Consider the following 22,124-nt stretch of genomic DNA (forward strand, 5'->3'; position numbering starts at 1 on the left):
CAACCTGGGTCACCTCGGCGACCGCAACGACCACGACTCCCTCGGCCTGTTCCAGCAGCGCCCGTCCAGCGGCTGGGGTTCGCCGGAGCAGATCACCGACCCGCAGTACGCGACCACGGCGTTCCTCAAGGGCCTCCGACAGGTCGACGGCTGGCAGGACATGCCCCTGACCGACGCCGCCCAGACCGTCCAGGTCTCCGCCTACCCCGACGCCTACGCCCAGTGGGAACAGCAGGCCGCCGACCTCGTCACCCAGCACTGGAACAACAGCTGACACCACACACGCACACACACGCTGCCGGCCGGGCCCCGACAACAGGGGCCCGGCCGGCAGCGTCTCCACCTCACCCAGCCGAGTGTTAGGAAGGGGCCCCTCCTATACAGAAAGCGTTAACAAGGGGCCCTTCCTTGCAAGCGCTCCTAGGTGGCGGCGATGGTGCCCGTCATCAGGAGGGCGAGCACGAGGGTGCCCAGGGCCACCCGGTACAGCACGAAGACGTAGAGGGTGTGGTGGGCGACGTAGCGCAGCAGCCAGGCGATGGCCGCGTAGCCGATGACGAAGGCGATGAGCGTGGCCACCACCATCTGCGCCCCGCTCGGCGTGGACGTCCCCGGTGCGGACGGCTCGAAGACGTCCCCGACGCTGAAGATGCCGGACATCACGACCGCCGGGATGGCGAGCAGGAACGAGTACCGGGCCGCCGCCTCCCGGGTGAGGTTGAGCAGCAGGCCGGCGGTGAGCGTGCCGCCGGAGCGGGACACCCCGGGGATCAGCGCCATCGCCTGGGCGAAGCCCATGACGATGCCGTCGCGCATCCGGAAGTTCTCCAGGGTGCGGCTCTGCCGCCCCCAGTACTCGGCGAAGGCCAGCACGAACGCGAAGACGATCAGCGTGGTGGCGACCACCCACAGGTTGCGTCCGGCGGTGCGGATCTGGTCCTTGAACAGGAAGCCGAACAGCCCGATCGGGATCGAGCCGACGATGACGTACCAGCCCATCCGGTAGTCGAGGCTGGCACGCACCGAGCGGTCCCAGAGCCCGACGATCCAGGTTCGGGTGATCCGCCAGATGTCCTTGGCGAAGTAGATGAGCACCGCCGCCTCGGTGCCGAGCTGGGTGACGGCGGTGAACGACGCGCCGGCGTCCCGGCCGAAGAAGATCGCCGAGGTGATCCGCAGGTGCCCCGACGAGCTGACCGGGAGGAACTCCGTGAGCCCCTGGACGACGCCCAGGACGATGGCCTCGATCCAGGTCACTCGCCGACCCCGGACATCTCGAGGGCCTCGGCGACGGTGCGCAGCGTCTGCACGCCGCTGTCGCGGTCGGCGACGAAGAGGGTCACCGACAGGGTGGTGACGCCGGCGGCGGCGTACTCGCGCAGGCGCTCGGCGATGCGCTCCTTGGGCCCGAGCAGCGAGGTGCGGTCGATGAACTCCATCGGCACGGCGGCGGCCGCGTCGCGCTGCCGCTTGGCCAGGTAGAGGTCCTGCACCTCGCGGGCGGCGTCGCCGTAGCCCATCCGCGTGGCGAGCTGGTTGTAGAAGTTCTGCTGCCGGCTGCCCATGCCGCCGACGTAGAGGGCGGCGTACCAGCGGACCAGCTCGGCACAGGTCGCGACGTCGTCGCCGACGACCACCGGCACCGACGGCACGACGTCGAAGCCGGCCAGCTCCTTGCCGGCCTTCGCCCGGCCGGCGGCCACGGCGGCGAGCTGCTCGTCGGCGAACTCCGGGGCGTAGAAGACGGCCAGCCAGCCGTCGGCGATCTCGCCGGCCAGCTCAAGGTTCTTCGGGCCGACGGCGGCGAGGTAGATCGGGACCTGCTCGCGCGGCGGGTGGAAGCCCAGTCGCAGCGCCTTGCCGGGGCCGTCGGGCAGCGGCAGGGTGTAGAACTCGCCGTCGTACGCGACCTCCTTGCGGGCGATGGCGAGCTTGACGATGTCGACGTACTCGCGGGTGCGGGCGAGGGGCTTGGCGAAGCGCACCCCGTGCCAGCCCTCGGAGACCTGGGGGCCGGAGACGCCCAGGCCGAGCCGGAACCGGCCGCCGGAGAGCGCGTCGATGGTCGCCGCCGTCATGGCGGTCATGGCGGGGGTCCGGGCGGGGATCTGCATCACCGCGCTGCCGATGTCGATCCGTTCGGTCTGGCCGGCGATCCAGGCCAGCATGCTCGGCGAGTCGGAGCCGTACGCCTCCGCCGCCCACACCACCGAGTAGCCGAGCCGGTCGGCCTCCTGGGCGAGCGCCACATGGTCGGCGGGTGTGCTCCACGCCGTCTGGTATCCGAGACTGAGCCCGAGTCGCACTGGTCCTCCCCCATCGGCGCACCACAGGTCGCATCAGGTTACGCAATGCGGGCCGCCCGGCCGATCACCGGCTCACCCCCCGAACCCGCCGCCCGGCCGGGTGCAGGGTGTCGCCCGGAGGGCGAGCAGGAACTTGACGGGAGCGAGGATATCCGTGGCGGCGGGTTCGAAATAAGGTTCACCCATGCAACAGCGACCGCTCGGCCGAAGCGGGCTGGCGGTTTCCCGGCTCGCGCTCGGCACCATGACCTGGGGCCGGGACACCGACGCCGACGACGCGGCCGCCCAGCTCAAGAGCTTTCTCGACGCGGGCGGCAACCTGGTGGACACCGCCGACGTGTACGGCGACGGGGACGCGGAGTCGGTCATCGGGTCGCTGCTGGGCAGCCTGGTTCCCCGCGACGAGCTGCTGATCGCGACGAAGGCGGGGCTGCGGCCGGGCAGCGGCCGGCGCCGGGACGGCTCCCGGGGTCACCTGCTGCGCACCCTGGACGCCTCGCTGCGCCGGCTCGGCACGGACCACGTCGACCTGTGGCAGGTGCACGGGTACGACCCGGACACACCCCTGGAGGAGACCCTCGCGGCGCTGGACCACGCGGTGGCCAGCGGCCGGGTCCGCTACGTCGGGGTGTCGAACTTCTCGGGCTGGCAGACGGCCCGGGCGGCGGCCTGGCAGGCGGCCTGGCCGGGGCGGGCGCCGGTGGTGGCCGCCCAGGTGGAGTATTCGCTGCTGGAGCGGGGCGTCGAGCGGGAGGTGCTGCCGGCGTGCGCGGCGCTGGGGCTGGGGGTGCTGCCCTGGTCGCCGTTGGGGCGGGGGGTGCTCACCGGCAAGTACCGGCACGGCCGGCCGGCGGACTCGCGGGCGGCGTCGCCGCACTTCGAGCCGTTCGTGGCGACGTACCTGGAGCCGCGCTGCTCCAGCATCGTGGAGGCGGTGGCCACGGCGGCCGGGGGGTTGGGCGTGTCGCCGCTGGAGGTGGCGCTCGCGTGGATCCGGGACCGGCCGGGCGTGACGGCGCCGATCCTCGGCGCGCGGACGGTCGGGCAGTTGCTCGGCGCGCTCCAGGTGGAGCGGATGACGCTGCCGGCGGAGATCATCGTCGCGCTCGACGACGTGTCGGCGGTGCCGGTGGGCTATCCCGAGCGGGACGGCTGAGCGGATCCGGCCAGGCCCCCGCGCTGCCGGGCTGGGCCGGGCGGGGCGCGGAGGGTGGCGGACGGCCGCCGGGCTGGGCAGCATGGAACGCATGGACTACGAATACGCGCCGCTGCGGCTGCCCTCGAACGTCGACCGGCTGACCGCCGCGGCGCAGTTGGCGATCCAGGCGGAGTTCTCCGGGTGGGAGCTGGCCCGGGTGCGGTTGTACCGGGACGGCACGCGGCAGGTGGTGCTGCGGCGCCGTGTGGTGAACCAGCCGCAACCCGGCCTGTCGTACTGACCCGGGCGGCACGAGCCCGGCGTCCCGGGGCCCGGCCGGCTGGCCGGGCCCCGGGACGAGCCCGGCCTAGTGGTGGTGCCCCGCGTGGTCGTGGCCCGCGTGGTCGTGCTCCTCGTCGGTCAGGTCGAGGAACGGGTGCTCGTCGAGGCGGCCCACGAGGCGGTCGTCGGCGGCCGGCTGGAACGGGCCCACCGGGTCGTCGTCGTCGAAGGACTCCAGGTCGACGGGGGTGCCGACCTCGCTGACCATCACGACCCCGTCGAGCGGCTCCAGCTCCGGCACGTCCAGCGCGGACAGCGAACCGTCGCCGCTCTGCAGCAGCTCCAGCACCGCCTCGCCGACGCCCTCGACGGGTGCGGCCTCGTCCTCCTCGGGGGTGCCCTCGCGGCGGGCGGCCTCGGCGGCCCGGATCAGCGCGGCGACGCTGGGCACCCGGTAGTCGCGGCGCTGGCGCACCGAGATGACCCGGGGGTGCGGGTCGGTCGCCTCGACGCCGTCGGCCGCGCCGAAGCGCTCGTCGGCCTCGTCGGGGTCGATGGACTCGACGTCCCAGGGTGTGACCTCGCCGAACGCGTCGAGCAACTGCTCGTCGTAGGCGAACGAGGCGTTGTTCAGGGCGACGTACGCCTGCCAGACGTCGTCGTCGTCGATGCGGCCCTGTGCGGCGCGGACGGCGGCCAGGTGGTGGCGGGCGGCGTCGATCACCCGCTCCAGGGCGGCGTCCAGCTCACCGTGCTGGTCGGTCATGTGCGTTCCCTTCGCGATGGGGGACGATCCGTGCCGGGCGGGATGGGGCGGCCGACACGGTCAGCAATTCCGGAGGAAGCGGTCGAGAACCCGCACGCCGAACTGTAGTCCGTCCACCGGCACCCGCTCGTCGATGCCGTGGAACAGGCCGGAGAAGTTGAGGTCGGGCGGCAGCCGCAGCGGGGCGAAGCCGAAGCAGCGGATGCCGAGCTGGGAGAACGCCTTGGCGTCGGTGCCGCCGGAGAGCATGTAGGGCACGGGCCGGGCGCCCGGGTCCTCCGCGCGCAGCGCCGCCGACATGGCCTCGACGAGGTCGCCGTCGAAGGTGGTCTCCAGGGCGGGCTGGCGGTGGACGTACTCGATGGCGATGTCGGGGCCGACCAGCTCGCGCAGCTGCTGTTCGAGGAGTTCGGACTGGCCGGGCAGGCTGCGGCAGTCGATGGTGGCGGTGGCCCGGCCGGGGATGACGTTGTCCTTATAGCCGGCGGCGAGCCGGGTCGGGTTGGCGGTGTTGCGGATGGTCGCGCCGATGATGTTGGCGATGGGGCCGAGCTTGGCGATGGCCGTCTCCGGGTCATCGGGGTCGAGTTCGACGCCGAGCAGGTCGGAGACCTCCTCCAGGAAGGCGCGCACGGTGTCGGTGACGACCACGGGGAAGCGGTGCCGGCCGATGCGGGCGACGGCCTCGGCGAGCGCGGTGACGGCGTTGTCGTCGTGCACCATCGAGCCGTGGCCGGGGCGGCCCTTGGCGTGCAGCCGCAGCCAGTCGATGCCCTTCTCGGCGGTCTCGATGAGATAGAGCCGCTGGGAGTCGTCGACGGTGTAGGAGAAGCCGCCGACCTCGCCGATGGCCTCGGTGCAGCCGTCGAAGGCGTCGCGGTGGTGCTGGACGAGGTAGTGCGCCCCGTAGTCGCTGCCGGCCTCCTCGTCGGCGGTGAACGCCAGCACGATGTCGCGGGCGGGCCGGACGCCGGTGCGTTGCCAGTTCCGCACCACGGCCAGCACCATGGCGTCGAAGTCCTTCATGTCGATCGCGCCCCGGCCCCACAGGTAGCCGTCACGCAGCTCGCCGGAGAACGGGTGCACCGACCACTCGTCGGCGTCGGCGGGGACGACGTCGAGGTGGCCGTGGACGAGCAGGGCGTCCCGGCCGGGGTCGGCGCCGGGGATGCGGGCGACGAGGTTGGCCCGGCCGGGGGCGGACTCGTGGATGCGGGACTCGACGCCCACCTCGGCGAGCTTATCCGCGACGTACTCGGCGGCGACGCGCTCGCCCGCGCTGGTGGCGTTGTCCCCGGTGTTGGTGGTGTCGATGCGCAGCAGGTCGCGGCAGAGGTCGACGACCTCGGCGGTGGGGTCGGGCGGGGCGGAGGCGGCGTCGCTCGTCATCGGTTCTTCATACCAGCCGCGCCGGTCGGGCAGCTCCCCCGGCCGCCCGACACCGCCGCCGGCGCCCCGGGCGGCCTGGTCGCGCGGGCCCGCCGTTTCGGCGGTACGCGGTCTGGGTACCGCCGCTGCCGTCCCGCACCGCTCACCGGGCCGCCTTCTCCTCGCAGCGCGCGCCCGCCCGCCGAGGAGGGCACCATGACCGTTCCCCTGCCGCCGCTGCCGCCCGTACCCGAGGAGGGCTACCGACCCGGCGGCCCGAGCGTGGTCGACCTCGTCGGCCGCGAGCACCGGCAGCTGCTCGACCTGGTCGACCGGGTCACCGGTCCGGACGCCGCGCCGCAGCGGCTCGCCGAGGTCGTCGAGGTGCTGACCGCCGTGGTGTCGCGGCACCTGTCGGCGGAGGAGCAGTACCTCTTCCCCGCCGTCCGGGCGGCCGTGCCCGGGGCGGCTGCGGCGGTCGACCGGGAGGCCGGGGCGGCGGCCGAGCTGCTGGCCGCCCTGAAGGCGCTGGCCGGGCCGGCGGATCCGGCGTTGGCCGACGTGGCCGACCGGGTACGCCGGCACGTCGCCGGGACGGCGGCGCTGCTGGCGTCGCTACGCGAGGTGGCCACCGCCGCCGAGCTGATCCGGCTGGGCAACCGGTGGGAGATCGCCGAGGAGGCCGCGCCCACCCGGCCGCACCCGGGGACGCCGGCGAGCCCGCCGTGGAACCGGATCGTCGAGCCGGCGGTGGGGGTGGTGGACAAGGTCCGCGACGCCGTGACGGGCCGGCCCACGTACGCGTCGGACCTGCTTCCACCCGGTGACTGACCGGATACCGGACGGTTACCAGGGGATCACCGACCGGATACCGGGCGGTCACCAATAGACATTGGCCAACTCCTATCCACTAGGGCCCTTCCATCGATCCTTCCGTGGTCATACCGTCACCGTATGAATCTGGAGCTGAGACACCTGCGGGTGGTCTGCGCCATCGCGGAGACAGGGAGCGTGACGAAGGCGGCGTCCACGCTCGGCCTGGCCCAGCCGGCGCTGACCGCCCAGCTCCAACGCATCGAGCGGGCGCTGGGCGGGCCGCTGTTCGAACGGGACCGCCGGGGCGCCCGCCCCACCGCGCTCGGCGAGCTGGTGCTGGCCCGGGCCCGGGTGCTGCTGCCGGCCATGCAGGGTCTCCAGGACGAGGCGGCCCGGCTGGCCGGCGCGGGCCCGACCCCCGCCCGGTACCGCTTCGGCGGGGTGAACAGCCCCATCCTCGGCCGCCTGGTGCACCGGCTCGCCGCCGCGCACCCACAGGCCCAGATCACCACGTACGCCTCCTGGTCCGCCGACGAGCTGGCCCAGCTCGTCGGCGGCGGCCGGCTGGACTACGCGCTGGTCGGGGTCTGCGGCGACGCCGTTCCGCCGGCCGGGTACGGGCTGGCCTGGCGGGAGGTGGCGTTGGAGCCGGTGCAGGTGCTGCTGCCCGAGCAGCACCCGATGTCCGACCACGACGAGGTGCGGCTGGTGGACCTGCGCGCCGAGCAGTGGGTCGCCGCACCGGGCGACGGCTGCTTCGGCGACTGCTTCGCCGCCGCCTGCGCCCGCGCCGGCTTCACCCCCCGCAAGGTGTACGAGGCCGACGTGCGCGGCTGCATCGACCTGGTGGAGGCCGGCGCAGCGGTGGCCCTGTGCCAGGCCACCTTCCGCCCGGTGCCCGGCCTGGTGACCCGCCGGCTGGCCGGGGCGCCGCTGCGCTGGCGGCTGCTGCTGGGCTGGCACCCCGACTCGGCCGGCGCGAGCTTCGCCGAGGAGGTGCTGGAGGCGGCGGTGGCCGTGTACGACGACTCGCTCGCCACGCACCCCGACTACCTGGCCTGGCTGCTGCGGCACCCCGACTTCGGGGTACGCCGGTCGGCCCCGGCCGGGCCGCTCGCCGGGGGCGCCGGTTCCGGGGTGCGAATCGCCTGACGGTGGGTATCACGGGCCCATGACCGATGCCCAGCCGACCGCCGACGACCGGGAGACCCTGCGCGTGGCGGCCGCCGCGCACAGCGCCGCCGCCCGGGACGTGGAGGCGTTCCTGCGCCGCCTGCCCGAGGTCCCCGGCCCCGCCGACGTGACCGAGTACGCCACCCTGCTCAGCCGCGAGGAGCGGGCGCGCGGGGAACGCCAGGCCGCCGCCGACGCCTTCGGCCTGCAGATCGGCAGCCTGGAACCGGAGTGAGCCCGGCCCGGCCGAGGCCCCGCCGCCGTCACCGGGCAGCGGGGCCTTCGCCGGTCGGGCCCGTCGCACGCGGGCCCGGCGGGCCGACGGACGGGAGGTCAGCGTTCCACGAGGGCGTCGTGGCCCAGGTCGAGCAGGGCACGCCGCCACTCGTCGTCGGCGACGCCGTCGGCCGGGCGGGCGGCGGTCAGGGACCGGATCCGGTCGACCGCCTCCCGCATCACCTCGATGTCCTCGCGGGTCAGGTCGACCTTGCGCTTGCGCAGCACGGCCAGGATCTGCCGGCCCGGCTCGGGCAGGTCGAGGTCGGGCCCCGCCCCGAACGACTCCGTGCCGGAGCCGCGGGTCAGCAGCCAGCTGCGCAGCTGCTCGGAGGTCACGTTCACCTCGGCGTGGAAGTCCTCCCAGAGCACCTCGACCTCGGGATCGAGTCGCGCCTCGCGTACCATCACGCCTCCTCTCCGGGCGGCGGCCCGGACGGCTCCGGATCGCCCGTGTGGGAACCCAGGCCCTCCGGCGGCACCCGCACCCGCGCGGGGTTGGCCGTCGGCGGTGCCTCGATCGGCTCGCTGCGGTCCGGGTCGGTCCCGGCCTCCTCGGCGGCCTCCTCGGGCTCGGTCATCTGCGGCCTCCGCCCCTTCACCGGGGGTGGGACGTCGTGGCGGCGGTGTAGCCCCGGTCGCCGGCGCCCACCTCGAAGGCCAGCGCGCCGTCGCGGGCGTCCACGGTGACCCGCTGCCCGGGCGAGACGGCGCTCTCCAGCAGCATCCGGGACAGCCGGTTGTCCACCTCGCGCTGGATCACCCGGCGCAGCGGGCGGGCACCGAACTCCGGCTGGTAGCCGTGCTCGGCGAGCCAGTCGATCCCGGCGACGGTGAACGCGACGTCGATGTCCTGGGCGTGCAGGCGGCGGCGGGTCTCCTCCAGCAGCAGCTCGGTGATCTGGCGCAGCTGCTGCTGCTCCAGCCGCCGGAAGATGATCACCTCGTCGATGCGGTTGAGGAACTCAGGGCGGAAGTTCTCCTGGAGCCGACGCATCAGCCGCTCGCGCAGCTCGTCGCTCTCCCGTTCGGAGCCGGGCTCGCCCGCGCCGAAGCCCACGGCGCGCTGGGTGCCGGTGATCAGCTCCGAACCGAGGTTGCTCGTCATGATCAGTACGGTGTTCTTGAAGTTCACCGTCCGGCCCTGGCTGTCGGTGAGCCGGCCGTCGTCGAGCACCTGGAGCAGGATGTTGAACACGTCGGGGTGGGCCTTCTCGATCTCGTCGAGCAGCACCACCGCGTACGGGCGGCGGCGCACCGCCTCGGTGAGCTGGCCGGCCTCCTCGTAGCCGACGTAGCCGGGGGGCGCACCGACGAGCCGGGCGACGGTGTGCCGCTCCTGGAACTCGCTCATGTCCAGCCGGATCATCCGGTCGGCCTCGCCGAACAGCGCCTCCGCCAGGGCCCGGCCCAGCTCGGTCTTGCCCACGCCCGTGGGGCCGAGGAAGAGGAAGCTGCCCATCGGCCGGTTCGGGTCGGCCAGCCCGGTGCGGGAGCGGCGCACCGCCTCGGCGACCGCGCCGACCGCGTCTTCCTGGCCGACGACCTTCTGGTGCAGGTGCCCCTCCAGGCGCAGCAGCCGGTCGCGTTCCTCCTCGGTGAGCTGGGCGACCGGGATGCCGGTGGCCCGGGACACCACCTCGGCGATCTCCTGCGGGCCGACGGCCGGGACCTGGGAGCCGCTGCCGTCGTCGCCCTTGGCCCGGCTGATCTGCGCCTCCAGCTCGGCGAGCCGGTCGCGCAGGGCCGACGCCCGCTCGTACTGCTCGTCGGCGACCGCCTGCTCCTTGTCCCGGCGCACCTCGTCGAGCTGCTGCTCCAGCTCCCGCACGTCGGAGGCGGGGGTGCGGGTGCGCAGCCGCACCCGGGCCCCGGCCTGGTCGATCAGGTCGATGGCCTTGTCGGGCAGGTACCGGTCGGTGACGTACCGGTCGGACAGCTCGGCGGCGGCGACCAGCGCCTCGTCGGTGAACCGGACCTGGTGATGGGCCTCGTAGCGGTCCCGCAGGCCGCGCAGGATGGCGACGGTGTCCTCGACGGTGGGCTCGGGCACCAGCACCGGCTGGAACCGGCGGGCGAGCGCGGCGTCCTTCTCGATGCTGCGGCGGTGCTCGTCCAGGGTGGTCGCGCCGATCACCCGCAGCTCACCGCGGGCCAGCGCCGGCTTGAGCATGTTGGACGCGTCCATGCCGCCCTCGCTGCCCGCCCCGCCCGCGCCGACCAGGGTGTGGATCTCGTCGAGAAAGATGATCAGCTCGTCGCGGTGGGCGCGGATCTCCTCGATGACCTTCTTGAGCCGCTCCTCGAAGTCGCCCCGGTAGCGGGTGCCGGCGACCAGGCCGGCCAGGTCGAGCTGCACCACCCGCTTGCCGATCAGCGTCTGCGGCACGTCGCCGTCGCAGATCCGCTCGGCCAGGCCCTCCACGATCGCGGTCTTGCCGACGCCGGCCTCGCCGATGAGCACCGGGTTGTTCTTCGTCCGCCGGGACAGGATCTCCACGGCCTGCTCGATCTCGGCGGCCCGCCCGATCACCGGGTCGATCTGGTCGTTGCGCGCCAGCTCGGTGAGGTCCTGGCCGTACTGGTCGAGGGTCGGGGTGCCGTGGTCGGGCTTCGGGCCGGACATCGGGCCGCGCTCGGCGCTGGCCGCCTGCAACGACTCGGGCTGGATCCGGCCGGCGGCCAGCATCCGGCCCGCCGGCGACTCCGGGTTCAGCGGCAGCGCCATCAGGATGTGCTCGGGGCCGATGTAGTTGGCGCCCATCGCGCGGGACAGTTGGTGGGCGTCGAGCAGCGCCCGCTTCGCGGCCGGGGTCAGGGACAGGTTCGGCGGCACCTCTCCCCCGGGCCTGCCCTCGCCGCGCCCGCCGAGGGCGTTGACCAGGGCGTCCGGGTCGGCGCCGGCCCGGCGTACCAGGTCACGCAGCGCCTCGCGCTGCAACGCCGCCCAGAGCAGGTGGTCGGTGTCGAGGTCGTTGCTGTGCCGCTGCGCAGCCCGGCGGGCCGCGTCGGCGAGCATCTCCCGGGCGTCGGCGGTCATCAGCCGGGTGATGTCGACCCGGTGCGCCGGCCGGCGTCCCCCCTCGCCCCGGCCGAAGTACCGGGCCAGGAACTCGTCCCACGGGTCGGAGCCGAGGTCGCCGGGTCCCATCATCGTTGTCCTCCCGCGGGTCGGGCACGCTCGCCGGTGCGGTCGCCGCCGGCACGGTCGGCGGTGGCTACCCGGCGGTCGGCGCGACAAACGCGGCCGGGGCGGGGACGGGCCGGGTGGGAGCGGGGCGGAGGCGCGCAGCGCGGGCGGTAGGGCCGGCACCGGGGCGACGGCGCGGGCGGGTGCCCCGGCGGGCCGGGCGGGGACGACCGCACGGCGGTGGCAGGCTGGGGGCATGGAGCCGACGCCGTTGCTGATCGTGGACGCCGCCAACGTGGTGGGCTCACGCCCCGACGGGTGGTGGCGGGACCGGGCCGGGGCCACCGCTCGGCTGCGCGACGCCCTCGTCCCGCTGGCCGAGTCCGGGGTCCCGCCGCACCTGCCCGGGCCGGCGGAGGTGGTGCTGGTGGTGGAGGGCGCCGCGCGGGGCGTCCCGGCCGTGCCGGGCGTGCGGGTGGTCGCCGCCCCGGGTTCGGGCGACGACACCATCGTCGGCCTCGTCGGGGCCGCCCCGGGCCGCCGCCGCCTCGTGGTCACCGCCGACCGTGAGCTGCGCTCCCGGGTGGGCGCGCTGGGCGCCGAGGTCCAGGGCCCCCGCTGGCTCCCCACCTGACCCCACCCCATTCCGGCCCCGCCGCCCGCCCCGCCGAGGGGGGCGAGTCCCGTGGGTGGGATCGGGTGACGCACGGGCGAGACATTCGGGCGCGGTTTGCGCACGTCAGTGACGTAATCGGACAGCCGGGCAGCAACACCGACAGGGCGGATGTTCTCTGCCCACGGGGGATGGGTTGTAATGGAGATCTCCCCGCCCCCAGGAGGTCCCCGTGGCGAGCGTCGCCGAGCTGAAGGCAGCCATCGATGTCGCCCTCCAACAGATCGGTGACGGGCAGACCGCAGTGCAGGCCGCCGGCGAGAAGCTGGCCGAGGCGCAGCAGACACTGGCCGGGGCGCTGGAGGGCAGCGGGCACGAGACCGTCGAGGCGGCGCAGGCGTCACTGACCCAGGCCAGTCAGGAGCTGGAGGAGTGCCTCGCGGCGACCCTCGTCGCGGTGGAGCAGGCGCAACTCTACGTTTCGACCCTGTAGGGGCGGGCGTGTCCATCATCGAGGACGTCGGGGCCCAGGTGCGGGCCGCCGCGGAGGAGTTCCCGCTGGCCCAGCTCGCCCTCGCGTTGGAGAAGTTCGGTCAGGCCACCGAGCGGCTGCGCTGGGTGCGACAGGAGTCGGCCAACCCGATGGGGGTGCCGGAGCTGTCCGCGGCCGTCGAGCACGCCGAGGCCGCCGGGCACGCGCTGCGGGTGGCCCAGGAGCAACTGTCGACGTACCTCTCGGCCATCGGCCTGGCCCCCGACGGCGCGCCGCCTTCCCGCCCGGCCGGCGACCGGCAGGTGCACGACGCCCCGCGCGACGCGCCGCCCGCCCCCGGCGACGGACCGCCCCCGGCCCGCGACGACAACCCGGTGCTGCGCCGCTGGTGGGCGGTGCGGGTGGCGGAGCTGACCGGCGGCCGGGAGGGCGCGCCAGACGAGCCGGACGAGCGGATCGGTGACTCCCGGGAGCTGCTGCGCCGGGTCGCCGACGGGGTCCGTGGCGGCGACCGGGACCGGCTGCACCGCGAGCTGCGTGCCGCGCACGCCGACGTCGGCCTCGGCCTGGCCGCGCTCGCCCCGCCGCTGCTGCGCGAGCTGGCCGGGGAACTGCTCGGGCACCCGCCCCGCGCCGACGACCTGCCCCGGCTGCGTCGGGAGCTGGACGGCCGGGTGCGCGACCTGCTGCCCGGGCTGCCCCCGCCGGTGCTGGAGACGCTGCTGACCCGGGTCTGCCGGATGCCCCCGCCGCCGCGAGGCAGCGGCGAGGAGCAGCCGCACGCCGCCGACGCGGCCGTCACCGCCGGCGTGGTCACCGCCGTGCTGCTGGCCCGCCTCGGCAAGGACCTGCCCCGCGACGAGGGGCAGGCCGACAAGGAGAGCGGGCCCGCGCAGCAGAAACGCCGCGAGGCCGAACGCGACGCCTGGGACGAGGCGACGCGGCAGCGGGCGGACCGCGAGCGCGCCGCCCGGGAGCGGGCCGCGCAGGGCCTGCCCCCCGTGCGTCCCGCGCCGCCCACCGGGCGCGCCGGCCGGGGGTCCGATGGCTGACCGCCGCACCCAGCTGGTGACCCGGGTGCGGGGGATGCTCTCCGAGGCGCTGGGCGCCACCCGGCACCGGCTCGCCGACGCCGACGCCGAGCTGGCCGCCGCCCGGGACCGGCTGGCCCGGGTGCAGCGCGCCGCGGCGGCCGTTCCGGAGAAGGTGGGGGCGCAGCGGGACCGGCGGCTCGCCGAGATCGACGCCCGGCACACCGCCCGGATCGCCGAGCTGGCCCGCCGGGCCGTCGACGCCGCCCGCCGCGAGGCGCCCGGCGCGGCCAGCGCCGACTGGGCGCGGTGGACCGTGACGCCGGCCGGTCGCGGCGAGACCCCCGGCGCCGCACGCGTCGGCACCGTGCGCATCCCCGGCGCGGAGCCGGTGCCGGCGCTGGTGCCGCTGCTCGACGCCGGGCACGTGCACCTGAGCGGGGCCGGGGCCGACGGCGGGGCGGCCGTGGTGCCGGCGCTGCTGCTGCGCAGCCTGGGCCGGGCCGACCCGGGCGCGGTGCGGCTGTTCGGCTACGACCCGGAGCACCTCGGCGGCGGGCTGGCCGGTTTCGCCCCGCTGGGCACCGCCGGGCTGCTCACCTTCGTCGGCCCCGGCGGGCTGGGCCGGCTGCTGGACGACCTGGTGGAGCAGATCCGCCGGATCAACGAGACCGTGCTCGCCGGGGAGTACCGCTCGCTGCGGGAGCTGGCCGCCGCGACGGGCCGCCGTCCGGAGCCGTGGCGGGTGGCGGTGCTGCTCGGCGGCGACGAGCTGTCCCGGCACGAGCGCGGCCAGCTCGACCGGGTCGTCCGCACCGGCGCGGCGTGCGGGGTGCACCTGGTGATCCGCGGCGTCCCGGTGCCCGACGACCCGACGGTGACCCGGGTCGTGGTGGGCCCCGACGGCGCCCGGATGGGCGGCCCGCCCGGCCTGCCGGTGACCCTGGACCCGCCGCCCCCGGCCACGCTCGTCACCGAGACGTGCCGGCAGGTCGCCGCCCGGGTCAACGCCGGCCCCCCGCCGGCCCCGTTCACCGACCTGCTGCCGCCGCCGGAGCAGATGTGGCGGGAGGATTCCTCGACGGGGCTGACCGCGCCGATCGGCGAGGGCCCGCACGGCCGCCCGGTGCTGCTCAATCTCGGCGACTATCCGCCGCACGCGCTGATCGGGGGGCCGTCCGGCACCGGCAAGACCAACCTGATCTTCGCCTGGATCGGGGCGCTGGCCTCCCGCTACTCCCCCGCCGAGCTGGAGTTCTATCTGCTCGACTTCAAGGAGGGGGTGTCCTTCGCCCGGTTCGCCCAGGGCCGGCGGGACCCGAGCTGGCTGCCGCACATGCGGCTGGTCGGGATCAACGTCAACACCGACCGGGAGTTCGGGCTGGCCCTACTGCGGTTCCTCGCCGAGGAGCTGCGCCGGCGCGCCGACGCGGCCAAGAAGCACGAGGTGACCAAGCTCGCCGAGCTGCGGGCGGTCGACCCGACCGGGCACTGGCCCCGCATCGTCGCGGTGGTCGACGAGTTCCAGGCGCTGCTGGCCGGCCGGGACGTGGTCGCCCGGGAGGCCGCCGACCTGCTCGAAGACCTGGCCCGCCGGGGCCGTTCCCAGGGCATCCACCTGGTGCTGGCCTCGCAGGACGTGCGCGGCATCGAGGCGCTGTGGGGGCGGCCGGCGCTGGTCGCCCAGTTCACCCTGCGCATCGCGCTGCCCAAGGCGCTGCGCATCCTCGCCGAACGCAACGACGCCGCCCAGTCGCTGCCCCGCCACCACGCCGTGGTCAACGCCGAGTCGGGCCTGGTCGAGGGCAACGAGGTGGCGCGCATCCCGTCGGCCAGCGACTGGGACGCGTGGAGCGAGCTGCAGCACCGGCTGTGGCGGATGCGCCCCGCCGACGCGAAGCCGGCCCGGCTCTTCGACGGCGACGCGATCCCCCGGCTCGCCGACGCCCCCGACTTCCGGGCGCTCACCCCGCCCGAGGGCGACGGGGTGCCGCGCACCCCGGTGGCGCTGCTCGGAGAGATCATCGACGTGCAGGCCCGCTCGGCGGCGCTGCGGCTGCCCCGGGCCCCCGGGCGCAACCTCGCCGTGCTGGGCACCCGCGTCGACGAGGCGTGCGCCGTGCTGGACGCCGCCGCCCGGTCGCTGGCCCGCCAGCACCGTCCCGGCACCGCCCGGTACTCCATCGCCTGCCTCGACCCCGACGCCGACCCGGCCGCCCGGGAGCTCTACGCCGACCTGGCCGACGACGCCGCCTGGTACGACGACGAGACCGTACCGGAGCTGATGGCCGAGACGGCGGCGGCCCTGGACCGGCCGGGCACCCCCGCCACCCCGCACTACCTGCTGCTGTACGCGGTCGACGCTGCGGCGGGGCGGCTGGCCGCGCGGGTCGGCGGGCGCACCGGACTGGAGCACCTGCGGCGCATCCTGCACGACGGCCCGGAGCGGCGCACGCACGTGCTGGCCTGGTGGCGCGGCGTGGCCCGGATGCGGGTCGACCTCGGCGGGCCGGCCGCCCGCACCGACCAGATCGGCGCGTGGGTGGCCCTCGACGTGCAGGGCGGCGAGCTGGGCTCGTCGCTGTACCCGGGCAGCGGCGGCCCCGACTGGTATCCCCGGCCGTGGCGGGGGCTCTTCTTCGACCGGGCGGCGCACCGCACCGGGCAGGTCATCATCCCCTACGGACCGTCGGCGTGAACGAACCGGTGACCAGTGAGACGTACGCGGCGCAGGTGCGGCGGCTGGCCGAGCTGACCGACCGGGTGCGCACCCAGCGCGCCGAGGCCCACGCCTGGCACGAGCAGCAGTGCGCCGCCGCCGAGCGGGCCGTCGCCGAGGCCGCCGAGCAGTTGCGCGAGGCCGAGCGGGAGGCGGCCGACGCGCGGGAGCTGGTGGAGCGGGTGGACGCCGAGGCGGCCCACCTGTGGCAGCAGTTGCGGGCCCGGTTGGGCGCGGGTGCCCGCCGGCTCGGCGACCCGCCAGGCCCGGCCCGGGACGCCTCGGGCGACCCGCTGCTGCTGTTGCACGGGGTGCGCGGGCTGCTGGACCGCACCCGGCAGCCCGGCGAGCTGCCCGCCTCGGCGAACCCGCTGCTGGCGCTGTGCGGGGTGGTGGGCGCGGCGCTGATGTTCGCCCTCGGCCTGGGCGCCCGGGCGCTCGGGGCGCGCAACGGCGGGGACCTGGCGGTGGGCCTCCCGGTGCTGGCGCTGGTGGTGACCCTGCTCGGCCCGCTGGTCGGGTTGGCCCTGGCCAAGCGGCTCGCGGACCGTCGGCACGCGGTGCTGTCGCCCCGGCCGGTCACGGTCGTCCTGGTGGCGGGCCTGGTGACGACCGGGGTGCTGCTGGTCCTCGCCCGCTGAGCCGCGCCGCGCGGTGCCGAGCCCCCCGCGCGGTTAGGAAGGGGCCCTTCCTATACCGAAAGCGTTAACAGGGGGCCCTTCCTTACTCCGCAGGAACCGCGATCGCCTCGCGCAGCAGACGGCGGGCGAGGACGACCCGGTCGGCGTCGTCGAGACCGGGCAGGTCGCCGACCCGGGCCACCGTGCCGGTGAGCAGCGCGCGCAGCGCCGGCTCGCAGCCGGCGGGCAGGGTGAGCACCCGGTCGAACAGTCGCAGCGCGACTTTGTCGTCCCCGGTCGGGTCGAGCCGCCAGCGCAGTCCCGGCCGGGGCGCGAGCCGGGTGTCGACGGCGACGGCGGCGAGCGCGGCGGCCTGGGCGAGGGGCCGGATCGGGGCGGGCCGGGCGGCCGGCCAGGCACGTTGGCGCAGCCGCGCGGCCACGGCGGCCGGGTCGGCGCGCAGCAGCCAGTCCCGCAGCGCCTCGACGGTCTCGGTCAGCTCCGGTTCGATCGCGTCGGGGTCGGCCACGTCGGTGCCGAACGGCAGGCCGGCGCGCAGCCGGGCGTCGGCGGCGGCGAGGGCGAGCAGCTCCTCGACGATGGCGTACCGGGTCAGCGCCCGGATGCCCACGGTCAGGTGCAGGGAGCTGGTCTCCTGGGCCTGGGCGCTGTGCAGCCAGCCGCGCGGCAGGTAGAGCGCGTCGCCCGGTTCGAGGACCACGTCGAGCGCGGCGGGGCCCTGGGCGGTCGCGGAGACCTCGTCGGCCCGGCCGCCCCACGGCTGCCGTTCGAGGGGGTCGGGCAGCACCGGCGGGTGGATGCGCCAGTGCTTGCGCCCGTCGACCTGGAGCACGAAGACGTCGTGGGTGTCGTAGTGGGTGGCGAAGCCCTGGCTGCCGGCCGGGGTCAGGTAGGCGTTGACCTGCAGCGGCTGCGCGAGGGCGGTGCCGAGGTCGCGGGCGAAGTCGATCAGGGCGGGCCAGGTGCGGTGCAGGCCCTGCAGCACCAGGGTCGCGCCGGAGGCGTACAGCTCCAGGACCCGCTCGTCGAGGACCTGGTCGCCGATCTCGGCGCCCGCGCCGCCGCCGCCGGTCCAGCGCGCCGCCGGCACGAGCTGGCCGTCCTTGGCGATGCGCAGGAAGGGGGTACGCAGCCCGCGCCGGCTGAGCAGCTCGTCGGCGTCGGCGGGGCCGAGCAGGTCGGTGAAGCCGTCGGCGTTGGGCAGCTCGGCGGCGCGGGACAGCAGCGGCGCCCGGCCCCAGTGTGCGGCGGCGAACTTGCCCGGCTCGACGGCGATGCAGCGCGCGAGGGCGCGGGCGGCGGCAGACGGGACCGCCGGGCGGCCGTGGCCGCCCGGCGGGTCGGTGATCGTCATCGCGAGGCGTCAGCCGGCGCTGCCGTCGGCGCCGCCGTCCCGGTGGCCCGGGGTGGCCCCGCCGTCGGCCGGGCCCTCCGCGCCACCGTCGGCGCCGCCGTCCTGCTGACCGGGGGTCGCGCCGCCGTCGGCCGGGCCCTCGGCACCGCCGTCGGCGCCGCCGTCCTGGTGGCCCGGGGTGGCCCCGCCGTCAGCCGGACCCTCCGCGCCACCGTCGGCACCGCCGTCCTGCTGACCGGGGGTGGCACCACCGTCGGCCGGGCCCTCCAGGCCGCCGCCGCTGGTCGTCTGGATGTCGTCGTCGTTGAGTGCCATGCGGTGCTCCTCGCCAGGTTCCCGCCCCGCCGCGCGGCGGGGGTTCGTCGTGCGACGGGTGGTACCCCCGGCACGATCTTCTCTAACCCCACCGTAGACGGCGCGTCCCGCCGGCACGTCCGGTTCGCCCGGTGTGCCGGCGGGACGCGGGCGGTCAGCCGTTGGCGCAGACCTTGCCGTTGAACGTGAAGCTGGTGGGCGACGGGTTGGACCCGGTGTGGGTGCCCTGGAAGCCGAAGCTCACCGTGCCGCCGACGGCCACGGCGCCGTTGTAGCTGGCGTTGCGGGCCAGCACCTGGGTGCCGGACTGGCTGACGGTGGCGTTCCAGGCGTTGGTGACCTGCTGCCCGGCGGTGAAGTAGAAGCCGAAGCTCCAGGCGTTGACGGGGTCGGGGCCGTCGTTGCGGATCCGGATCTCGGCGGTGAAGCCGTTGCCCCAGGAGTTCGGCACGTACGTCACCGTGCAGCTGCCGTTCGGGGCGGGCGTGGTCGGGGGCGGCGTGGTGGGCGCGGGCGTGGTGGGGGCCGGCGTGGTCGGGACCGGGGTGGTCGGTGCGGGCGTGGTCGGGGTGGTGCCGCTGCCGAGTGCCTCGGCGACCGCCTGGTACGCGGGCTTCGGCGCGTAGTTGTCGTCCCAGATCAGCGCCGCGCCCTCACCGGGGAAGACTCCCGGGATCCAGGAGTACTTGTCGGTGATGCCCCACACGGTGACGCCCTGGCACCGGGCCACGGCGAGGCAGATGTTGAAGACCTTCTTGTAGTCGGCGGCCTGCGTGGCCAGCTTCGAGGAGTTCGCCGGGGTGGACATCCGGATGTCCAGCTCGGTGACCCGCACGTCGACGCCGAGGTCGGTGAAGCGCTGGAGGTTGGCCTGCATGTCGCCGGGGACCTGCCCGATGATCAGGTGCGCCTGGAAGCCGACGCAGTCGATCGGCACGCCCCGGGCCTTGAAGTCCTTCACCAGGTTGTAGATCGCGGTGCTCTTGGCGTTGATCCCGTCGGTGCTGTAGTCGTTGATGCACAGCTTCGCGCCCGGGTCGGCGGCGCGGGCGGCGCGGAACGCCTCCTCGATCCAGCTGTTGCCGATGCGCTGCTGGAGGATGCTGTCGCGGCGTCCGCCGGAGCCGCCGTCGGCGAACGCCTCGTTGACGACGTCCCAGGCGAAGACCTTGCCCTTGAAGTGGCCGGCCACCCCGGCGATGTGGTTCTTCATCGCGGCGAGCAGGTCGGTCCCGGAGAGGTTCGACGTCCAGCCGGGCATCTGGTTGTGCCAGACCAGGGTGTGGCCGTACACCTTCTTGTTGCTGCCCGCGGCGTAATTGACGACCGCGTCGCCCTGGCCGAAGGAGAACTGGTTGCGGTTCGGCTCGGTGGCGTCCCACTTCATCGCGTTCTCGGCGACGACGAGGTTGAACTCGGTGTCGGCGATCTGCTTGTACGGGCTCTCGGAGAGCCGGTTGGGGTCCAGGGCGAAGCCGATGTCGCGGCCCTTGGCGTCGGCGAGGCTCCTCAGGCTGGCGGCGGCCTCGGCGGTGCCGGGTTGGGCGACGGTGATGCCCATGGCGAGCGCGCTCGTGGCGGCGAGCAGGCCGGCCAGCAGGCCCGACCTGGTGCGCCGACCGATGTGGTGGTGGATGCGCATGCGTTCCCTGTCCTTCGTTACGGGTCGCCAGCCACGGCGACGACGAGACGATGGGAGCGCTCCCGATATCCTGTCAGCATCGATATCCGTCGTCAACCGACCGGCCCGCCGCATGCGGCGCCGGGCGAAGGGCCACTGCCGAGCCCGGACCGACTTCCCAGATAGCAAGATAATCGTCTCTCATATCGGGATGGCGGCTAGCCTCGGGCCATGGCCGACTCCCGCCGGTGGGTCATGCTCGGCATCGGCACCGCCGCGCAGACCGCAGGCACCCTCTACCTGTACGGGCTGCCGTTCCTGCTGCCCGCGCTACGCCGCACCACCGACCTGCCGCTGTGGGAGCTGGGCCTGCTGGTGGCCTGCCCCAGCCTCGGCATGGTGCTCGCCCTCATCGGCTGGGGCGTCCTCGCCGACCGGCGGGGCGAGCGCCTCGTCATCGGCCTGGGCCTGACCGGCGGGGCCGCGTTCCTGGCCGGGGCCGCCTCCGCCGCCGGGCCGGCCCTGTTCGTGCTCCTGGCCCTCGCCGGCGCCGCCGGTTCCGCCGTGTACGCCGCCAGCGGCCGGGTGGTGACCGGCTGGTTCGCGCCCGGCGAGCGGGGCCTGGCGATGGGCATCCGGCAGACGTCTCAGCCGCTGGGCGTGGCGGCGGCCTCGGCGGTCCTGCCGGTGCTGGCCGACTCCGGCGGCCCCCGCCGGGCGCTGCTGGTCGCCGCCGTGGTCTCCGCGCTGACCGGGATCGTGGCCGCCCTGCTGCTGGTCGACGGGCCGAGGTCCACCGCCGGCCGGACCAGCGCCGCCTCGCCCGCCGCCGCCCGACCCGCCAGCGGTTCGCCCAGCGCCGCCCCGCCCGCGAGCGGCTCGCCCGGCTCCGACACCGGCGGGGCCGGCGCGCGGTCGCCGTACCGGTCGCCGACGCTGTGGCGGGTGCACGGGGCGAGCGCCCTGCTGGTCGTGGCGCAGTTCGTCGTCGGCGCGTACGCGCTGGACTACCTCGTCACCGAACGCGGCTGGCCGGTGCGTACCGCCGGGCCGTTGATCGCGGGGGCGCAGCTCGTCGCGGCGGCGGCGCGGGTGCTCGCCGGCCGCTGGTCGGACCGGTCCGCCCAACGGCTCCGGCCGCTGCGGGTCATCGCCGCCGGCACCGCCGGCGCCCTGGGGGCCCTCGCCGTGGCCGAGACGCTGCACGCCCCGCCGGCGGCCCCGCTGCTGCTGGTCGCCCTCGTCGCCACGGTCAGCTGGCACGGCGTCGCGTACGCGGCCGTCGCGGACGTGGCCCCGGCGAGCTGGGCGGGCCGGGCCACCAGCGCACAGACCGTGCTGCAGAACGTGGCCGCCACGGCCACCCCGCCGCTGTTCGGGCTGGCCGTGGCGGGGCTGGGCTTCGGGCCGGGGTTCGCCGTCGCCGCCCTGTTCCCGCTGGCCGCCGTGGCGGTGCTGCACGGCCTCACCGTCGACGCCCGTCCCTCGCCCCGCCCGCCCGACGCGGGCGGCCCCGCCGGGGCCGACGCGGCCGACCGACCGCCGTCGTCGGGGTCGGCCGGCCGGCGTCCGGGCGTCAGGGAACGAGTTGGGCCAGGTCCCCGGGCATGGTGGAGCGGACGTCCTCCCACTCCCCCTGGGTGACGTGCCGACGCAGGGTGTCCAGCACCACCTGGACCACGCGCTCCGGGCCACCCTCGACGTCGTACGGGAAGCCCTGGCGGACCTCGTAGAGGAAGTCGTCCCGGTTCAGCTTGATCGGCACGTCCGACGGCTGCCAGCCGTCGAAGTAGATGCCCCGCAGCAGCACCGGCAGCTGCGCGGCGAACTCCACGCTCTCCTGCACCGGCATCCGGTCGCGCAGCAGGTGCAGCACCGTGCGCAGGGCCGCGTACGACTGGTTGCGCTGCTCCTTCGGCCAGCCGTACGCCGCCTCGATGTCCTTCAGGATCAGGTTGGTCTTGTCCAGCGAACTCTCGAACGCCGAGATCAGCTGCTCAGCCATCTGCCCACCCCCGTAGGTCGATCGTGTCCGGTGTCGGTGGTCGTCACCGTCGGTCGTCTTCGCGGCGCGGCGGTCCG

The 22,124-nt window shown here is 75.3% G+C and carries 22 protein-coding genes and 1 pseudogene; 12 read left to right on the forward strand and 11 right to left on the reverse strand.

Annotation, left to right across the window (positions count from 1 at the left end):
• Nucleotides 1-274, forward strand: a pseudogene (locus GA0070558_RS24930) (hypothetical protein); the annotation flags it as partial.
• Nucleotides 275-420: 146 nt separating this feature from the next.
• Here GA0070558_RS24930 and GA0070558_RS24935 read toward each other — a convergent pair.
• Both GA0070558_RS24935 and GA0070558_RS24940 read right to left on the reverse strand, forming a co-directional pair.
• The gene (locus tag GA0070558_RS24935) at nucleotides 421-1,257 is read right to left on the reverse strand and encodes an undecaprenyl-diphosphate phosphatase (RefSeq protein ID WP_091284112.1); all 837 of its coding nucleotides are present in this window, start codon (nucleotides 1,255-1,257) and stop codon (nucleotides 421-423) included.
• Nucleotides 1,254-2,306, reverse strand: coding sequence for an LLM class F420-dependent oxidoreductase (locus GA0070558_RS24940; protein WP_091284114.1), 1,053 nt, complete (start codon nucleotides 2,304-2,306; stop codon nucleotides 1,254-1,256). The genes GA0070558_RS24935 and GA0070558_RS24940 overlap by 4 nt, the downstream gene beginning before the upstream one ends.
• Before the next feature lie 184 nt (nucleotides 2,307-2,490).
• On the opposite strand from GA0070558_RS24940, the gene GA0070558_RS24945 reads away from it, so the two are divergent.
• Nucleotides 2,491-3,462, forward strand: coding sequence for an aldo/keto reductase (locus GA0070558_RS24945; protein ID WP_043968769.1), 972 nt, complete (start codon nucleotides 2,491-2,493; stop codon nucleotides 3,460-3,462).
• A 91-nt stretch (nucleotides 3,463-3,553) separates the two neighbouring features.
• The gene (locus GA0070558_RS24950; protein ID WP_043969542.1) at nucleotides 3,554-3,745 is read left to right on the forward strand and encodes a DUF5703 family protein; all 192 of its coding nucleotides are present in this window, start codon (nucleotides 3,554-3,556) and stop codon (nucleotides 3,743-3,745) included.
• Nucleotides 3,746-3,811: 66 nt separating this feature from the next.
• On the opposite strand, the gene GA0070558_RS24955 is transcribed toward GA0070558_RS24950, so the two are convergent.
• Together GA0070558_RS24955 and GA0070558_RS24960 are read right to left on the reverse strand one after the other, a co-directional pair.
• A complete protein-coding gene (locus tag GA0070558_RS24955; RefSeq protein ID WP_077939955.1) occupies nucleotides 3,812-4,492 on the reverse strand; it encodes a hypothetical protein in 681 nt (226 codons plus the stop codon).
• A gap of 60 nt (nucleotides 4,493-4,552) precedes the next feature.
• A complete protein-coding gene (locus GA0070558_RS24960; protein ID WP_091284115.1) occupies nucleotides 4,553-5,881 on the reverse strand; it encodes a M20/M25/M40 family metallo-hydrolase in 1,329 nt (442 codons plus the stop codon).
• 195 nt (nucleotides 5,882-6,076) lie between these two features.
• On the opposite strand from GA0070558_RS24960, the gene GA0070558_RS24965 reads away from it, so the two are divergent.
• The 3 genes from GA0070558_RS24965 (at nucleotide 6,077) to GA0070558_RS24975 (ending at nucleotide 8,084) form a co-directional block, all read left to right on the forward strand.
• Complete coding sequence (locus GA0070558_RS24965; protein ID WP_091284117.1) at nucleotides 6,077-6,691, forward strand: hemerythrin domain-containing protein; 615 nt, start codon at nucleotides 6,077-6,079, stop codon at nucleotides 6,689-6,691.
• A gap of 123 nt (nucleotides 6,692-6,814) precedes the next feature.
• The gene (locus GA0070558_RS24970) at nucleotides 6,815-7,828 is read left to right on the forward strand and encodes a LysR family transcriptional regulator (protein WP_091284119.1); all 1,014 of its coding nucleotides are present in this window, start codon (nucleotides 6,815-6,817) and stop codon (nucleotides 7,826-7,828) included.
• Between the two features lie 19 nt (nucleotides 7,829-7,847).
• Complete coding sequence (locus GA0070558_RS24975; RefSeq protein WP_077939951.1) at nucleotides 7,848-8,084, forward strand: hypothetical protein; 237 nt, start codon at nucleotides 7,848-7,850, stop codon at nucleotides 8,082-8,084.
• A gap of 98 nt (nucleotides 8,085-8,182) precedes the next feature.
• Here GA0070558_RS24975 and GA0070558_RS24980 read toward each other — a convergent pair whose 3' ends face one another.
• From GA0070558_RS24980 to GA0070558_RS24985, 3 genes are read right to left on the reverse strand one after another with little or no spacing between them, the layout of a single operon-like run.
• Nucleotides 8,183-8,533: a DUF3140 domain-containing protein gene (locus GA0070558_RS24980; protein WP_043968760.1), complete on the reverse strand. Its 351-nt coding sequence runs from the start codon at nucleotides 8,531-8,533 to the stop codon at nucleotides 8,183-8,185.
• The gene (locus GA0070558_RS33550) at nucleotides 8,533-8,706 is read right to left on the reverse strand and encodes a hypothetical protein (RefSeq protein WP_158229503.1); all 174 of its coding nucleotides are present in this window, start codon (nucleotides 8,704-8,706) and stop codon (nucleotides 8,533-8,535) included. The genes GA0070558_RS24980 and GA0070558_RS33550 overlap by 1 nt, the downstream gene beginning before the upstream one ends.
• A gap of 17 nt (nucleotides 8,707-8,723) precedes the next feature.
• The gene (locus tag GA0070558_RS24985; RefSeq protein WP_091284121.1) at nucleotides 8,724-11,279 is read right to left on the reverse strand and encodes an ATP-dependent Clp protease ATP-binding subunit; all 2,556 of its coding nucleotides are present in this window, start codon (nucleotides 11,277-11,279) and stop codon (nucleotides 8,724-8,726) included.
• A gap of 232 nt (nucleotides 11,280-11,511) precedes the next feature.
• Here GA0070558_RS24985 and GA0070558_RS24990 point away from each other — a divergent pair, with 232 nt between their 5' ends.
• From GA0070558_RS24990 to GA0070558_RS25010, 5 genes are all read left to right on the forward strand, one after another.
• Nucleotides 11,512-11,889 carry a PIN domain-containing protein gene (locus GA0070558_RS24990; protein WP_043968756.1) on the forward strand — a complete coding sequence of 126 codons (378 nt, stop codon included), beginning with the start codon at nucleotides 11,512-11,514 and terminating at the stop codon, nucleotides 11,887-11,889.
• A 211-nt stretch (nucleotides 11,890-12,100) separates the two neighbouring features.
• Nucleotides 12,101-12,361: a hypothetical protein gene (locus tag GA0070558_RS24995; RefSeq protein ID WP_007076395.1), complete on the forward strand. Its 261-nt coding sequence runs from the start codon at nucleotides 12,101-12,103 to the stop codon at nucleotides 12,359-12,361.
• Nucleotides 12,362-12,369: 8 nt separating this feature from the next.
• Complete coding sequence (locus GA0070558_RS25000) at nucleotides 12,370-13,413, forward strand: hypothetical protein (RefSeq protein ID WP_256092114.1); 1,044 nt, start codon at nucleotides 12,370-12,372, stop codon at nucleotides 13,411-13,413.
• The gene (locus tag GA0070558_RS25005; RefSeq protein ID WP_091284124.1) at nucleotides 13,406-16,090 is read left to right on the forward strand and encodes an FtsK/SpoIIIE domain-containing protein; all 2,685 of its coding nucleotides are present in this window, start codon (nucleotides 13,406-13,408) and stop codon (nucleotides 16,088-16,090) included. Before GA0070558_RS25000 ends, GA0070558_RS25005 begins: the two co-directional genes overlap by 8 nt.
• Nucleotides 16,087-16,752: a hypothetical protein gene (locus GA0070558_RS25010; protein ID WP_091284127.1), complete on the forward strand. Its 666-nt coding sequence runs from the start codon at nucleotides 16,087-16,089 to the stop codon at nucleotides 16,750-16,752. Before GA0070558_RS25005 ends, GA0070558_RS25010 begins: the two co-directional genes overlap by 4 nt.
• A gap of 82 nt (nucleotides 16,753-16,834) precedes the next feature.
• Here GA0070558_RS25010 and GA0070558_RS25015 read toward each other — a convergent pair whose 3' ends face one another.
• The 3 genes from GA0070558_RS25015 to GA0070558_RS25025 all read right to left on the reverse strand — a co-directional run bounded on the left by GA0070558_RS25015 (nucleotide 16,835) and on the right by GA0070558_RS25025 (nucleotide 20,063).
• Nucleotides 16,835-18,106: a cupin domain-containing protein gene (locus tag GA0070558_RS25015; RefSeq protein ID WP_091284129.1), complete on the reverse strand. Its 1,272-nt coding sequence runs from the start codon at nucleotides 18,104-18,106 to the stop codon at nucleotides 16,835-16,837.
• A 9-nt stretch (nucleotides 18,107-18,115) separates the two neighbouring features.
• On the reverse strand, nucleotides 18,116-18,421 hold the full coding sequence (locus GA0070558_RS25020) for a hypothetical protein (RefSeq protein WP_091284132.1): 306 nt from the start codon (nucleotides 18,419-18,421) through the stop codon (nucleotides 18,116-18,118).
• A gap of 154 nt (nucleotides 18,422-18,575) precedes the next feature.
• Nucleotides 18,576-20,063 (reverse strand): glycoside hydrolase family 10 protein, encoded by a 1,488-nt coding sequence (locus GA0070558_RS25025; RefSeq protein ID WP_091284133.1) that lies wholly within the window; start codon nucleotides 20,061-20,063, stop codon nucleotides 18,576-18,578.
• A gap of 210 nt (nucleotides 20,064-20,273) precedes the next feature.
• Between GA0070558_RS25025 and GA0070558_RS25030 the strand changes: the two genes are divergently transcribed.
• Nucleotides 20,274-21,686 (forward strand): MFS transporter, encoded by a 1,413-nt coding sequence (locus tag GA0070558_RS25030; protein WP_091284135.1) that lies wholly within the window; start codon nucleotides 20,274-20,276, stop codon nucleotides 21,684-21,686.
• On the opposite strand, the gene GA0070558_RS25035 is transcribed toward GA0070558_RS25030, so the two are convergent.
• Nucleotides 21,619-22,047, reverse strand: coding sequence for a DUF2267 domain-containing protein (locus GA0070558_RS25035; RefSeq protein ID WP_091284136.1), 429 nt, complete (start codon nucleotides 22,045-22,047; stop codon nucleotides 21,619-21,621). The genes GA0070558_RS25030 and GA0070558_RS25035 overlap by 68 nt on opposite strands.
• Between the last annotated feature and the right edge of the window lie 77 nt (nucleotides 22,048-22,124).

The organism is Micromonospora haikouensis (assembly GCF_900091595.1).
Classification (GTDB): Bacteria; Actinomycetota; Actinomycetes; order Mycobacteriales; family Micromonosporaceae; genus Micromonospora; species Micromonospora haikouensis.

Coding starts and splice junctions, on each gene's coding strand:
- GA0070558_RS24945 (WP_043968769.1), top strand. CDS start 2,491: ATGCAACAGCGACCGCTCGGCCGAAGCGGGCTGGCGGTTTCCCGGCTC.
- GA0070558_RS24950 (WP_043969542.1), top strand. CDS start 3,554: ATGGACTACGAATACGCGCCGCTGCGGCTGCCCTCGAACGTCGACCGG.
- GA0070558_RS24955 (WP_077939955.1), bottom strand. CDS start 4,492: ATGACCGACCAGCACGGTGAGCTGGACGCCGCCCTGGAGCGGGTGATC.
- GA0070558_RS24960 (WP_091284115.1), bottom strand. CDS start 5,881: ATGACGAGCGACGCCGCCTCCGCCCCGCCCGACCCCACCGCCGAGGTC.
- GA0070558_RS24965 (WP_091284117.1), top strand. CDS start 6,077: ATGACCGTTCCCCTGCCGCCGCTGCCGCCCGTACCCGAGGAGGGCTAC.
- GA0070558_RS24970 (WP_091284119.1), top strand. CDS start 6,815: ATGAATCTGGAGCTGAGACACCTGCGGGTGGTCTGCGCCATCGCGGAG.
- GA0070558_RS24975 (WP_077939951.1), top strand. CDS start 7,848: ATGACCGATGCCCAGCCGACCGCCGACGACCGGGAGACCCTGCGCGTG.
- GA0070558_RS24980 (WP_043968760.1), bottom strand. CDS start 8,533: ATGGTACGCGAGGCGCGACTCGATCCCGAGGTCGAGGTGCTCTGGGAG.
- GA0070558_RS33550 (WP_158229503.1), bottom strand. CDS start 8,706: ATGACCGAGCCCGAGGAGGCCGCCGAGGAGGCCGGGACCGACCCGGAC.
- GA0070558_RS24985 (WP_091284121.1), bottom strand. CDS start 11,279: ATGATGGGACCCGGCGACCTCGGCTCCGACCCGTGGGACGAGTTCCTG.
- GA0070558_RS24990 (WP_043968756.1), top strand. CDS start 11,512: ATGGAGCCGACGCCGTTGCTGATCGTGGACGCCGCCAACGTGGTGGGC.
- GA0070558_RS25005 (WP_091284124.1), top strand. CDS start 13,406: ATGGCTGACCGCCGCACCCAGCTGGTGACCCGGGTGCGGGGGATGCTC.
- GA0070558_RS25015 (WP_091284129.1), bottom strand. CDS start 18,106: ATGACGATCACCGACCCGCCGGGCGGCCACGGCCGCCCGGCGGTCCCG.
- GA0070558_RS25020 (WP_091284132.1), bottom strand. CDS start 18,421: ATGGCACTCAACGACGACGACATCCAGACGACCAGCGGCGGCGGCCTG.
- GA0070558_RS25025 (WP_091284133.1), bottom strand. CDS start 20,063: ATGCGCATCCACCACCACATCGGTCGGCGCACCAGGTCGGGCCTGCTG.
- GA0070558_RS25030 (WP_091284135.1), top strand. CDS start 20,274: ATGGCCGACTCCCGCCGGTGGGTCATGCTCGGCATCGGCACCGCCGCG.
- GA0070558_RS25035 (WP_091284136.1), bottom strand. CDS start 22,047: ATGGCTGAGCAGCTGATCTCGGCGTTCGAGAGTTCGCTGGACAAGACC.